13 protein-coding genes are annotated in these 13,521 nt (G+C 59.4%); 10 read left to right on the top strand and 3 right to left on the bottom strand.

What is annotated here, in order from left to right; translation table 11 throughout:
• Positions 1–112 precede the first annotated feature (112 nt).
• The 3 genes from LOY36_RS16855 to LOY36_RS16865 all read left to right on the top strand — a co-directional run bounded on the left by LOY36_RS16855 (position 113) and on the right by LOY36_RS16865 (position 2,953).
• Positions 113–1,135, top strand: coding sequence for a Gfo/Idh/MocA family oxidoreductase (locus tag LOY36_RS16855; protein WP_258668970.1), 1,023 nt, complete (start codon positions 113–115; stop codon positions 1,133–1,135).
• Complete coding sequence (locus LOY36_RS16860) at positions 1,132–1,920, top strand: TIM barrel protein (protein ID WP_258668972.1); 789 nt, start codon at positions 1,132–1,134, stop codon at positions 1,918–1,920. Before LOY36_RS16855 ends, LOY36_RS16860 begins: the two co-directional genes overlap by 4 nt.
• Positions 1,921–2,026: 106 nt before the next feature.
• Positions 2,027–2,953, top strand: a complete 927-nt coding sequence (locus LOY36_RS16865; RefSeq protein ID WP_258668975.1) for a sugar ABC transporter substrate-binding protein — start codon at positions 2,027–2,029, stop codon at positions 2,951–2,953.
• 84 nt (positions 2,954–3,037) lie between these two features.
• Here LOY36_RS16865 and LOY36_RS16870 read toward each other — a convergent pair whose 3' ends face one another.
• Both LOY36_RS16870 and LOY36_RS16875 read right to left on the bottom strand, forming a co-directional pair.
• Positions 3,038–4,021 (bottom strand): GlxA family transcriptional regulator, encoded by a 984-nt coding sequence (locus tag LOY36_RS16870; RefSeq protein WP_258668979.1) that lies wholly within the window; start codon positions 4,019–4,021, stop codon positions 3,038–3,040.
• A gap of 164 nt (positions 4,022–4,185) precedes the next feature.
• The gene (locus LOY36_RS16875; protein WP_019648613.1) at positions 4,186–4,638 is read right to left on the bottom strand and encodes an Lrp/AsnC family transcriptional regulator; all 453 of its coding nucleotides are present in this window, start codon (positions 4,636–4,638) and stop codon (positions 4,186–4,188) included.
• Between the two features lie 189 nt (positions 4,639–4,827).
• Here LOY36_RS16875 and LOY36_RS16880 point away from each other — a divergent pair, with 189 nt between their 5' ends.
• From LOY36_RS16880 to LOY36_RS16890, 3 genes are read left to right on the top strand one after another with little or no spacing between them, the layout of a single operon-like run.
• The gene (locus LOY36_RS16880) at positions 4,828–5,445 is read left to right on the top strand and encodes a LysE family translocator (protein WP_019648612.1); all 618 of its coding nucleotides are present in this window, start codon (positions 4,828–4,830) and stop codon (positions 5,443–5,445) included.
• Positions 5,446–5,473: 28 nt separating this feature from the next.
• On the top strand, positions 5,474–6,316 hold the full coding sequence (gene panB, locus LOY36_RS16885) for a 3-methyl-2-oxobutanoate hydroxymethyltransferase (protein ID WP_258668981.1): 843 nt from the start codon (positions 5,474–5,476) through the stop codon (positions 6,314–6,316).
• Positions 6,317–6,336: 20 nt separating this feature from the next.
• Entirely contained in the window at positions 6,337–6,822 is a 486-nt protein-coding gene (locus tag LOY36_RS16890) for a MaoC family dehydratase (RefSeq protein ID WP_258668983.1), read from the top strand.
• Between the two features lie 68 nt (positions 6,823–6,890).
• Here the strand turns inward: LOY36_RS16890 and LOY36_RS16895 are convergent, their stop codons facing one another.
• Positions 6,891–8,066, bottom strand: coding sequence for a XylR family transcriptional regulator (locus LOY36_RS16895; RefSeq protein ID WP_086944903.1), 1,176 nt, complete (start codon positions 8,064–8,066; stop codon positions 6,891–6,893).
• Between the two features lie 175 nt (positions 8,067–8,241).
• On the opposite strand from LOY36_RS16895, the gene xylA reads away from it, so the two are divergent.
• From xylA to LOY36_RS16915, 4 genes are all read left to right on the top strand, one after another.
• Positions 8,242–9,558, top strand: coding sequence for a xylose isomerase (gene xylA, locus LOY36_RS16900; RefSeq protein WP_258668986.1), 1,317 nt, complete (start codon positions 8,242–8,244; stop codon positions 9,556–9,558).
• A 142-nt stretch (positions 9,559–9,700) separates the two neighbouring features.
• Positions 9,701–10,702: a D-xylose ABC transporter substrate-binding protein gene (gene xylF / locus LOY36_RS16905; RefSeq protein WP_019648608.1), complete on the top strand. Its 1,002-nt coding sequence runs from the start codon at positions 9,701–9,703 to the stop codon at positions 10,700–10,702.
• A 77-nt stretch (positions 10,703–10,779) separates the two neighbouring features.
• Complete coding sequence (xylG, locus tag LOY36_RS16910) at positions 10,780–12,336, top strand: D-xylose ABC transporter ATP-binding protein (protein ID WP_258668991.1); 1,557 nt, start codon at positions 10,780–10,782, stop codon at positions 12,334–12,336.
• Positions 12,337–13,473, top strand: a complete 1,137-nt coding sequence (locus LOY36_RS16915) for a sugar ABC transporter permease (protein ID WP_258668994.1) — start codon at positions 12,337–12,339, stop codon at positions 13,471–13,473.
• Positions 13,474–13,521: the final 48 nt, after the last annotated feature.

Genomic DNA, 13,521 nt, shown 5'->3' on the forward strand with positions numbered 1-13,521 from the left:
CCCTTAAATATCAATGACTTAAATACTGGCACAGCACTTGCTCAAAGGGTTATGCCAGCCGAGGACATTCCTGCGGCCGAGTCACTGAACAACAATAAAAGGGAGTCAATTCATGAGTACGTCCAAGATCATCCGCCTGGGCCTCATCGGCGCCGGCCGCATGGGCAGCTTTCACGGTCAGACGGCCGCCCGGCACATTCCCGGTGCCTGCCTGGCCGCCATCGCCGACCCGACACCCGGCCAGGCCGCTCGGTTGGCGGCAGAGTTGGGTGTGCAGAAGGTCTATACCGATCCACAGCAACTGCTCGATGACCCGGAAATTGACGGCGTCCTGATCGCCGCCCCGGCCCGCAGCCATGCCGAACTGGTAATCAGCGCGGCACGGGCCGGCAAAGGGGTGTTCTGTGAAAAACCCATGGCCATCACCCTGGACGAGGCCGACCGCGCCATCGCCGCAGCCACCGATGCCCGCGTGCCGCTGCAGGTTGGCTTCAATCGTCGTTTTGCCAAAAGCTTCCGCACCGCCCATCTGGACGTGGTCGCCGGCCGTATCGGTACGCCGCAACTGCTGCGCTCGCTGACTCGCGACCCGGCACTGAACAATCCCGCCGCTTCGCCGCAGTGGGTGATTTTTCTCGAAACCCTGATCCATGACTTCGATACCCTGCGCTACCTCAATCCCGGCACCGAAGCGGTCGAGGTTTATGTCATGGCCGATGCGCTGATTGCACCGGACTACAAGAGCAAAGGGTTTCTAGACACCGCCGTGGTCACGATCCGTTTCGACAACGGCGCCATCGCCACGGCCGAGGCCAATTTCCAGGCCGTTTATGGCTACGATGTTCGAGGGGAAGTGTTCGGCAGCGCCGGCATGCTGACCATGGGCAGCGTCAATGACTCAGACCTGCTGCGCTACTTGGCTAATGGCATCCAGGCCGACACCCAACGCATGGACACCGACCTGTTGCGGGATGCCTATGTGGCCGAGCTCAATCACTTTGTCGACTGCCTGCGCACCGGTGAAAAACCACTGGCCAGCGGTGAAGATGCCCGAGCGGCACTGGCCATTGCCCGCGCGTGTATCGAGTCCGTCCAACAGGGCAAAGCAGTGCGCGTGCAAGGAGCCCGTTCATGAGTTTCATCCCGTTCAAACTGGCGATCAGTGCCGAGATGGTGTTCCTCGACCTGCCGTTCACCGAACGCGTCAAACGGATTCACGCGCTGGGTTTCAGCGCCGAAATTTGGGACTGGACCCAGAAAGACATCCCGGCTCTGGTCGCCACCGGCGCTGACTTCACCTCGATGACCGGCTACATCTCAGGCAACCTGACCGACGCCGAAGGCATCCAGCATCTGCTCGACAGCGCACGGGAATCGCTGGCCGTCGCCGCCCAACTGAATTGCCCTAGCCTCAACCTGCATGGCACCGGCCTGGGCGATAAAGGCTTGCCGGTCAAACCCATGGCCCACACCACCGGACGCATGTGGTTGAGCGCCTGCAAGACCTTGGAAAAAATCGCTCGCCTGGGCGAAGACGCGGGCCGAGTGTTCTTGCTGGAAAACCTCAATACCGAAGTGGACCACCCCGGCACGCCCTTCGCTCGCGCCGACGATACCCTGGCGCTGATCGAGGCCGTGGGTAGCCCGCATTTGAAGATGAACCTGGACCTCTATCACGCCCAGATCGGCGAAGGAAACCTGATCGAACTGATCCAGCGCGCCGGCAGCGCCATCGGCGAAATCCAGGTGGCCGATGTCCCCGGTCGCATGGAGCCCGGCACCGGTGAAATCCATTATCCGACCATTGCCAAGGCCTTGTTCCGCATGGGATACACCGGGGTCGTCGGGCTCGAGGGCTGGGCCAGCGGTGACAGCGAAGTGGCACTTGAGCGTTTTCGGCAAGCCTTCACGCTGGATTGAATGCCGCTCTCTTTGTAGCAGCTGTCGAGCTTGCGAGGCTGCTGCTACGGGTCGCATTACGGCTTAACTGACTGGCTCATCTCATAACAACAAAAGGAAAACCATCATGCGTCGCTGCACACTATTCTTTGCCACGCTGTTATTACTCGTCAGCCAATGGGCCGCCGCCGACTATCGCATCGGCGTCAGCATTGCCAGGGTTGACGACAACTTCATGACCTATGTGCGCAGCGGCCTGGAAAATGCCGCCAGGAAGGAGAACGTCCAGATCCAGTTCGAGGATGCCCAGGGTGATGTGGTTCGCCAGCTCAATCAGATTCAGGGCTTTCTCGGTCAAAAGGTGGATGCCGTCATCGTCCTGCCCGTGGACACCGCCGCCACCGCCAACATGACCCGCGCCGCTGTCGAGGCGAAGATTCCGCTGGTCTACGTCAACCGCCACCCGGACGAACGCGTGCTGCCCAAAGGCGTGGTCACGGTGGCGTCCAATGACATCGAGGCCGGGCAACTGCAAATGCGCTACCTGGCCGACAAGCTGGGGGGCAAAGGCAACATCGCGATCATCATGGGCGACCTGGCACAGAACTCCACGCACGACCGCACCGAAGGGGTCAAACAGGTGCTCAAGGACTACCCCGGGATCAGAATCATCGAACAGCAAAGTGCCGAGTGGCAGCGCAACAAAGGCATGGACCTGACCAGCAACTGGCTGTTGGCTGGCACTGGCTTCGACGCCATCGTCGCCAACAACGACGAGATGGCCATCGGCGCGGCCATGGCACTGCAGCAAGCCGGCAAAGCCAAGGGCGAAATTGCGATTGTCGGCATCGATGGCCTGCCCGACGGCCTGGCGGCGATCAAGCGCGGGATGCTGGTCGCCTCCGTCTTTCAAGACCCCAAGGCCCAGGCGACCAGCGCGGTACAAGCGGCCATCAAGATGATCAAGGGCGAGCCGGTCGAAGCGGATGTCTGGGTACCCTTTCAGCTGATCACGCCGGATCAAGTGGCGATGTTTGAGCAGCATTACAAATAGCGTCAAAAGCCGATCGATGGCTGCCCTGCGGGACGGGGCAGCAATCGGGCCGGAAGTCAGGTGCGCAGAGGTGAAGGAAAGCCTTTATTTAACGAGCCGCTTTTCCTTGGAAGGTCTGTACCCGAAGTACGAGCTATAGCACTTGCTGAAATGGCTCGGCGACACGAAGCCACAAGCCACCAACACGTCGACCTGGGACAGTTCGGTGTGCTGGAGCAGTCGCCGTGCTTCGGTGATCCGCAGTTCCATGTAATACCGCTGCGGCGTTGTACCGAGTTGCTCCTTGAACAAGCGTTCCAGTTGCCGTCGGGAACGGCCGGCATAGGCCGCCAGTTGCTCCAGCTCCAGAGGCTCTTCGAGGTTGGCGTCCATCAGCTTGACCACCTCGCGCAAGGGCGCGCTCACACAGATATTTTCGGCCGGTTTGATGCGCCGATAGCGAGACTCCTCGAACGCCAGAATGTCCTCGATCCCCTCGACGAGGGCTTTATCGTGCAGGCCCTTGATCCAGTCCAGCGCCATATGAAATGCACCCGAGGGGCTGGACGCGGTGAGGCGGTCGCGATCAATGACATAGGGTTCACTGGTGACTTGCGTCGCCTTGGAGATTTCCGCGAGTGCGGGGCGATGTTCGGGGTGAATGGCGCAACGATACCCATCGAGCAAACCTGCGCTGCCCAGAAACCATGCGCCATTCCACAACCCGGCCAGGCAGATACCCTGGTTCGCCGCCATTCGCAACAGGCTGATGAACTCATCATCAGCCTTGAGCTCTGTCCTGTAGCCGCCACAAATCACCAGCAGATCCAAGTCGTGAATGGCTGAAGCATCCAGACGTGCATCCGGCCGGATGACCAGGCCCAGATCGCTGATGACCTCGCCGTCGTTCAAGCCGAACGTTCGCGAAGAGAACAGCCTGGGTCGTAGAAGATTCGCGGTGACAATGGTGTCCAGTGCCTGGGTGAACGCAGGCAGCGAGAAATGCTCGAGCAGCACAAAGCCTGCCCGGGTCATTCGAGCAAGCTCATCAGGGTTTTCATTCAGATAGCGGAGATTTTTCCCCTTCATGCCTCCGCTGAATTGACGTCGTTCGATCAATGTTCGACCCACTCGGTTACTGCGTAGATAAAGCCTAATGCTAACTGTAGAAGCGCAAAAAGCCCTAGCACCATTATGCGACCGATCAAGCCAGTTGAAAGCCGATCCGGCACCACCCAACAGACAGGTTCAAATCACAGAGGAAGGGAACGGTCCTGAATGACCCGTTTCATCACCAGGGTGGATGTCAGGCGCTGGACGTTGGGCAGCGTGGAGAGGCGTTCATCATAAAGCTGCTGGAAAGCCGGCAGATCCCGGGTGACGACGTGGAGCAAGTAATCGGGCTCTCCAAAAAGCCTTTGCGCCTCCACGATCTGGGGTATCTCCTGAAGCGCGACCTCGAATGCTTCAACCGCCCGGTGATCGCCCTCGCGAAGCGTCGCAAACACCATTGCCGAAAAGTTAAGGCCAAGTGCACTGGGGGCGAGTTGTGCGCGATAGCCCAGGATCACGCCTGATTCTTCCAGAGCACGCACTCGACGATGGCAGGGGGACAGGCTGAGACCGACCCGCTCTGCCAATTCAGTCACCGACAGGCGCCCGTCGGCCTGAAGCTCGGCAAGAATTTTCAGATCAATTCGGTCCATATAGAAGAATCTCCCTCAAACCAGTATCTGCGTTGGAATAATAGGGAAAATATTCTAGCCGGTTTCAATTATTCTTTTTCGCGAACTTTAGCGCTGTTGGTCGTCCGCACTTGGAAACAAGTCGGTCGCCCCTCCCTGTCTGCGAGATAGAGAAATGCAAAAAACCGTTGAAATCAGAAGGTGGCGATCATGACCCCTAGTGTTTTCGCTGCTTTCTGGGCCGTGTCGTTTTTGTTCGTGATTACACCGGGGGCAGATTGGGCGTATGCCATATCGGCGGGGTTATTCGGGCGTGTGGTGATGCCCGCCGTGGCCGGGCTGCTGATCGGGCATTTGGTTGCCACGCTGGTCGTGGCGGCCGGCGTCGGCGGACTTGTTGCGAGCAACCCCGTTGCCCTTTCAGTGCTCACTGTAGGCGGGGCTGCGTATCTGCTTTGGCTGGGCATCAACATGCTCCTGCATCCTTCGGTTCCTCGCGCGGGGCAAACCCAGCAATCCGGCTCCTGGGCGCGCTGGACCTTTAAAGGGGTTTGCGTGAGCGGCCTCAACCCCAAGGTCTTTCTGCTGTTCCTGGCGTTACTGCCTCAATTCACTGACCCGACGGCCTCCTGGCCGGTGCCGATGCAGATCATCGCGTTAGGCCTGCTCCATGCGTTCAGTTGTGGCGTGGTTTATTTGCTGGTGGGGTTCGGCTCTCGAGTCGTGTTGCAGGCACGTCCCGTTGCGGCTCAAGTGGTCAGTCGGCTCTCGGGAGCGATCATGATCATCATCGCGGTGCTGTTGTTGATCGAGCAGATCTTGCGCTGACCGTTATTTCATCTCGGAGGAAAAGATAATGAGTGAAACGCTCTCGCCTTATGGCAACAACGAAGTGTCGAATATGCAAGCACGCATCCGGATTCCTCATCTGCAACAGATGAAAGTACGTGGCCGGAAGTGGGCGATGCTGACCGCTTACGACATGTACACAGCCACGATTTTCGAAGAAGCCGGCATTCCTGTTCTGCTGGTGGGCGACTCGGCATCCAACAACGTCTACGGCCATGAATCCACGCTCCCAGTCACGGTTGACGAGCTGATTCCACTGGTACGCGCCGTCACCCGATCAACCCGCAGGCCGTTGGTGATTGCCGATCTGCCCTTCGGCTCCTACCAGGCTTCGGCCGAGCAGTGTTTCCACACCGCCGTGCGTTTCATGAAGGAAGGCGGCGCCCATGCGGTGAAAATCGAGGGAGACATCGAGATGCTGCCGCAGGTCGAGAAACTCACGCGCTCGGGAATTCCAGTGATGGCTCACATCGGCTTTACCCCGCAAGCCGAACATCAACTGGGCGGCTACCGTGTTCAAGGGCGAGGTGACGATGCGCAGCGACTGATCGACAGTGCCCGAGCCTTCGAGGCTGCCGGCGCCTTCGCGCTGCTCATTGAAATGGTGCCCGCAGAGGTCGCTGCACAGATCACCGCCGCCGTCGCCATTCCTACCGTCGGCATCGGTGCCGGCAACGGTTGTGACGCTCAAGTATTGGTGTGGCAGGACATGGCGGGATTGCGCACCGGACCTCTGCCCAGGTTCGTCAAACAATACGCCGACCTGCGAGGCGTGCTGCTCGGTGCCGCCCGCGACTTCGCCGGCGATGTGCAAGCAGGCGACTTTCCAGGGACCGAGCATTCTTTTTAGTCGAAGGAGAAAGCGCTTTAATGAAAAGCTTCAGACAGCGTGCAGCCGAAGGGCTCCAGACAGGCGATAGCTTCACCCTCTCCCGCCGCTTCTCGCAGGAAGACATCCAGCGCTTTGCGCAGATCTCCCGCGACTACAATCCAGTGCATTTCGATACGCATTTCGCGCAAGCGCGACACTTCAAGGCACCGGTCTCCCATGGCTTGCTGACGGCCAGCCTGATGACTGAAATCGGCGGCCAGATTGGCTGGCTGGCCTCGGCGATGACGTTCCACTTCAAGCACCCCGTTTATCCTGGGGACACCGTCACCTGCCATTGGCTCATCAAGGACGTGGATGAAAAAGGTCGTGCGACGGCGGTTATCACGATGACCAACGAGGACGGTATTACTGTGCTGGAGGGAGTAACCAGCGGTGTTTTGCCTGGCCCGAGGGAGCGGGAAATCATGAGGCAGATGCTGGCCGAGGGTGATCCTACAAACGCGGTGGTGCGTTCTGATGGATGATTGCCATGGGTTGTGGATTCAACCGGTCGATGCACCACACAACAATCGACCAATTGCACCCAGCATCGCTATCTCGCGCCCTGCTGGTATTCACGGGGCGTACATCCAAACTCGCGACGAAACACCGTGTGTAGATATTGTGCGGATTTGAAACCGCAATTACGGGCAACGTCCGCAATCGCTGTGTCGGTATTTTCCAGCCCGCTGGTGGCCGCCGCCAGTTTGAAGCGCAGAATCTCGTCGTGCACGCTGCAGCCTCGCACAGTGCGAAAGTGCGACTCCAGCGATGAGCGCGACACGCCGACATAAGCCGCCACCTGCGCCGTCTTGATGCCCTGGCAGGCATATTGGCGGATAAACAGCAGCGCTTGCATGACGTAGGGGTTGCCCAAAGGTTGGTGCAAACTCGACACCTGCACGTTGATCGCATCAGGTGGGATCAGGATGTGCGTGCCCGTGGACGGCTTGCCGTGCAGCATCTGATGCAGTAGTTGCGCGGCGGTGCGGCCCATGGTTTCGGTGCCCTGGATGACCGAGCTCAGGGGGACCCGGGTCAGGCTGCGTGTCAGGGGGTCGTTGTCGATGCCGATCAACGCCACCTGCTCCGGTACGGCGATTCCGGCGGTCAGGCAGGCTTGCAGCAACTGCCGGGCGCGGGCGTCACTGACGGCGATGATGCCAATGGGCTTGGGCAGGCTTTGGAGCCAGGCGATCAATTGTTCGACGGCGCTGTCCCAGAGCGGTGCGCTGGTACCCATGCCGCGATAGACCTCGGCGTGCAAGCCGTCACGTTGCATCAGTCGTCGAAAGGATTTTTCCCGCTCCTGAGCCCAACGATTCGCCTGCGCTTCAGGCAGGCTGAAGCAGGCAAAACGCTGCAGCCCTGCCTCGATCAAGTGCGTGTAAGCCAGTGTGATCAGTGCGTTATTGTCGGTAGCGACGTACGGGATCCCTTTGGGATAGGCCCGTTCATCCTGATAAGAACCACCCACCGCCACCACGGGCAGCTTGATGTCGGCCAACGCCTCACCAATCAGCGGATCGTCGAAGTCGGCAATGATTCCGTCACCTTGCCAGCGCTCGATCCCTTTCAACCGGCAGAGAAAATCCTCTTCCAGGAACAGGTCCCAGGACGCGCGGGTGCTGCTCAGGTAGTTGCCGATGCCGCTGATGATGCCGCGGTCATAGATCTTGCTCCCGTTGAACAACAGTGCGATGCGGTGAACAGGCGGTACGGTTTTCATTGTTTTCAGGCTTGTTCCGGGCCCCTTGTCACGGAGGCGGTTTGCACAGACTAGGCGTGCAGACGGCGAATCTCAATACGCAAAATCGCACCCGCTGTTGGTGATTTTCATAATCAGCAGGCACGGGGCCGTTGTTAGTATCGAGACACGCCCAAGAACAACAAGGACATTGCCAATGCCGTACTTCCCCGATGTCGACCGGATCCGCTACGAAGGCCCTGCCAGCGATTCTCCCCTCGCCTTCCGTCACTACGACGCCGACAAAATCATCCTCGGCAAACCCATGCGCGAACACCTGCGCATGGCCGCCTGTTACTGGCACACCTTCGTCTGGCCGGGTTCGGATGTGTTCGGTGCAGGTACTTTCAAGCGCCCGTGGCAACACGCCGGCGACCCGATGGAGCTGGCCATTGGCAAGGCGGCAGCCGCGTTCGAGTTCTTCTCCAAATTAGGTATCGACTATTACTGCTTCCATGACACGGATGTCGCCCCGGAAGGCAATTCGCTGAAGGAGTACCGCAACCACTTCGCGCAAATGATTGATCACCTGGAGCGACACCAGGAAGAAACCGGGATCAAGCTGCTGTGGGGAACTGCCAACTGCTTCAGCAACCCGCGCTTTGCCGCAGGCGCCGCCAGCAACCCGGACCCTGAAGTGTTCGCCTGCGCTGCTGCCCAGGTATTCAGCGCCATGAACGCGACCCAACGCCTGAAAGGGTCCAACTACGTGTTGTGGGGCGGTCGCGAAGGCTACGAAACCCTGCTCAACACCGACTTGAAACGTGAACGCGAACAACTGGGCCGCTTCATGCGCATGGTGGTCGAGCACAAGCACAAGATCGGTTTCAAAGGCGACCTGCTGATCGAACCCAAGCCGCAGGAGCCGACCAAGCACCAATACGATTACGACAGCGCCACCGTGTTTGGCTTTCTCCAGCAGTTCGGCCTGGAAAAGGAAATCAAGGTCAACATCGAGGCCAACCACGCGACCCTGGCCGGTCATAGCTTTCATCACGAGATTGCGACGGCCGTCTCGCTGGGGATTTTCGGCAGCATCGACGCCAACCGCGGTGATCCGCAAAACGGCTGGGACACCGATCAATTCCCCAACAGCGTCGAAGAAATGACCCTGGTCACCTATGAAATTCTCAAGGCCGGCGGGTTCAAGAATGGCGGGTTCAACTTCGACTCCAAGGTTCGCCGCCAGAGCCTCGATGAAATCGATCTGTTCCATGGTCACGTCGGCGCAATGGACGTCCTCGCCCAATCCCTGGAGCGGGCAGCCGCCATGGTGCAGAACGACCAGCTTCAGCTGTTCAAGGATCAACGCTACGCCGGCTGGCAGCAGCCGTTCGGGCAGGCGGTGCTGGCGGGTGAGTTCAACCTCCAGTCATTGGCCGAACACGCTTTCGCCAACGAGCTGAATCCGCAGGCCGTCAGCGGCAGGCAGGAGATGCTCGAAAACGTCGTCAACCGGTTTATCTATCGCTGATCGCCAACGGTGACTGCGGGCGCTGTGACATTTGCGCGACAAATCTGTAGTCCGTTGCGTCTGCCGATTCTCTACAGTTCTCCCAGCCCGATACTCATCGTCAGGCCGTGTCTTTCAAACAAAAATAAAAGGACGCACCACCATGAAGAACGTAAAACGCGCGCTATTTGCCAGCGCCCTGGCTCTGCTGTCGCTGCCGGTGATGGCCGATGCTGCCCATCCGAAAATCGGTTTCTCCATTGATGATCTGCGGTTGGAACGCTGGTCACGTGACCGCGATTACTTCGTTGCGGCGGCGGAGAAAATGGACGCCAAGGTCTTCGTACAGTCGGCCGATGCCAACGAGCAAAAGCAGATTTCGCAAATCGAAAACCTCATTTCCCGTGGCGTCGATGTGATCGTCATCGTGCCGTTCAACGCCACGGTCCTGACCAATGCAGTGGCCGAAGCGAAGAAAGCCGGAATCAAGGTCGTGTCCTATGACCGTCTGATACTCAACGCGGATATCGACGCCTACATTTCCTTCGATAACGAAAAGGTCGGCGAGATGCAGGCCAGCGGCGTGCTGCACGCAGCGCCCAAGGGCAATTACTTCCTGCTCGGTGGTGCGCCCACCGACAACAACGCAAAAGTCCTGCGCGAAGGTCAGATGAAAGTGCTGCAACCGGCCATCGACAAAGGTGATATCAAGATCGTCGGCCAACAATGGGTGAAGGAATGGAACCCTACCGAAGCGCTGAGCATTGTTGAAAACGCCTTGACCCGTAACGCCAACAAAATCGATGGAATCGTCGCCTCCAACGACGCCACGGCAGGCGGCGCCATCCAGGCCCTGGCCGCTCAGCAACTGGCCGGCAAGGTGCCGATTTCGGGGCAGGACGCGGACCTCGCAGCGGTCAAGCGAGTGATCGCTGGCACTCAAACCATGACCGTGTACAAGCCGCTGAAACTCATCGCCTCCGAAGCCGCCAAGCTCTCGGTGCAACTGGCGCGTAACGAGAAACCCGCCTACAGCTCGCAGTACGACAACGGCAGCAAAAAAGTCGACACCATCCTGCTCACTCCGACTCCGTTGACCAAGGACAACATCGACCTGCTGGAACAGGACGGGTTCTACACCAAGGCGCAGATTGCCGGAAAGTGATCATCACTCCGTAATGCCCCCGCAGGAGCTCGCTCCTGCGGGACCAGCCTCGTACGTGCCGCTTATGAGTCTCTGCCATGTCCGACTATCTGCTGCAAATGAACGGTATCGTCAAAACCTTCGACGGTGTCAAAGCGCTCAATGGCATCGACATCAAGGTCAAGCCGGGTGAGTGCGTCGGGCTGTGCGGCGAGAATGGCGCCGGCAAGTCCACGCTGATGAAGATCCTTTCCGCGGTGTACCCCCATGGCACCTGGGACGGTGAAATCCTCTGGGACGGTCAACCGCTCAAGGCGCAATCGATCAGCGAAACGGAAGCCGCCGGTATCGTCATCATTCACCAGGAGCTGACGCTGGTTCCCGACCTGTCGGTGGCCGAGAACATTTTCATGGGCCATGAACTGACGCTGCCTGGTGGGCGGATGAATTACCCGGCGATGATCCACCGCGCCGAAGCCCTGATGCGTGAACTGAAAGTGCCGGACATGAACGTATCGCTGCCTGTTTCGCAGTACGGCGGCGGCTATCAGCAACTGGTGGAAATCGCCAAGGCACTGAACAAGCGCGCGCGCCTGCTAATCCTCGACGAGCCTTCATCGGCCCTGACCCGTTCGGAAATCGAAGTGTTGCTGGACATCATCCGCGACCTCAAGGCCAAGGGTGTTGCCTGTGTCTACATCTCCCACAAGCTCGATGAAGTGGCCGCTGTGTGCGACACCATTTCGGTGATCCGCGACGGCAAACACATCGCCACGACCGCCATGGCGGACATGGATATTCCACAGATCATCACCCAGATGGTCGGACGGGAAATGAGCAACCTCTACCCCACCGAGCCACACGACATTGGCGAGGTGATTTTCGAAGCCCGCCACATCACCTGCTACGACGTCGACAACCCCAGGCGCAAACGGGTCGACGATATTTCGTTCAGCCTCAAACGCGGGGAAATCCTCGGCATCGCCGGGCTGGTCGGTGCAGGCCGCACCGAACTGGTGACCGCGCTGTTCGGCGCCTACCCCGGTCGCCACGAAGGCGAAGTCTGGCTGGATGGCCAACTCATCGACACCCGCACGCCGCTCAAATCAATCCGTGCCGGCCTGTGCCTGGTGCCCGAGGACCGCAAGCGCCAGGGCATCATTCCAGACCTGGGAGTCGGCCAGAACATCACCCTGGCCGTGCTGGACAGTTACTCGAAGCTGACCCGCATCGATGCCGAAGCCGAACTGGGCTGCATCGATCGAGAAATTTCGCGCCTGCACCTCAAGACCGCGAGCCCGTTCCTGCCGATCACCAGTCTGTCCGGCGGCAATCAACAAAAAGCCGTATTGGCGAAGATGCTGCTGACCAAACCCCGGGTGCTGATTCTCGATGAGCCCACCCGAGGTGTGGATGTCGGCGCCAAGTACGAGATCTACAAGTTGATGGGCGCGCTGGCGGCCGAAGGCGTGTCGATCATCATGGTGTCTTCGGAGCTGGCCGAAGTGCTCGGCGTTTCCGACCGCGTACTGGTGATCGGCGAAGGCCGGTTGCAGGGCGACTTCATCAACCATGAACTCACTCAGGAACAGGTGCTCGCCGCCGCACTCAGCCAGCCTGACAGGCATAACAATAAAGATCGGAAATCCGCGTAAATGAATCAGGTCAAACAACTCTTCACCCGCTACAAGATGCTCGCGCTGGTGTTTGCCGTGGCGTTTATCTGGCTGTTCTTCAGCTGGCAGACCGAGGGCGGATTCCTGACACCACGCAACCTCTCCAATCTGCTGCGCCAGATGTCCATTACCGGGATTCTCGCCTGCGGTATGGTGCTGGTCATCATCAGCGGCGAGATCGATTTGTCGGTCGGCTCATTGCTGGGCCTGCTCGGTGGCGTCGCGGCGATTCTCGACGTTATCTACCACATACCGCTGCTGGCGAACCTGAGCCTTGTCGTCCTGTGCGGACTGCTGATCGGCCTCGCCAACGGCTACATGGCCGCCTACCTGCGCATTCCGTCTTTCATCGTGGGGCTGGGGGGTATGCTGGCTTTCCGAGGCATTTTGCTGGGGATTACCGGCGGCACGACCATCGCCCCGGTGTCGCCGGAGTTCGTCTACATTGGCCAGGGTTATTTGCCACACACGATCGGCACGGGCCTGGGCGTTCTGCTGTTCGCACTGACGTTGTTCCTGACCTGGAAACAACGGCGCAATCGCGCCCTTCACGGCCTGGCGGCACATTCACTGGTGCGTGACGTCGTACGCGTGCTGCTGATCGGCGCGGTGCTGGCCGGCTTCGTCCAGACCCTCAACAGCTATGACGGCATTCCCGTGCCGGTCCTGCTTCTGCTGATCCTGCTGGGCGGGTTCAGCTACGTGACCAGTCAGACCGTCTTCGGCCGACGCGTCTATTCCGTGGGCAGCAACATGGAGGCCACGCGCCTGTCCGGTATCAACGTACAGGCCGTGAAGCTGTGGATTTTCGGGATCATGGGCGTGATGTGCGCGCTCGCCGGCGTGGTCAACACCGCGCGTCTTGCCGCCGGTTCACCCTCGGCCGGCAGCATGGACGAACTCGACGCCATCGCCGCCTGCTTCATCGGCGGCACCTCCATGCGCGGTGGCTCCGGTACTGTCTACGGCGCCCTCCTCGGCGCGCTGGTCATCACCAGCCTGGACAACGGCATGTCCATGCTCGACGTCGACAGTTATTGGCAGATGATCGTCAAGGGCAGCATTCTGGTGTTGGCCGTGTGGGTAGATGTGAGCACCCGGACCGGACGACGGTGATCCGCTGCGGATGAAGTCATTCACGACCGTCTGCTTCTGGCGAGATGC

Origin of the sequence: Pseudomonas sp. B21-019 (assembly GCF_024749225.1) — a bacterium.
GTDB lineage: Bacteria > Pseudomonadota > Gammaproteobacteria > Pseudomonadales > Pseudomonadaceae > Aquipseudomonas.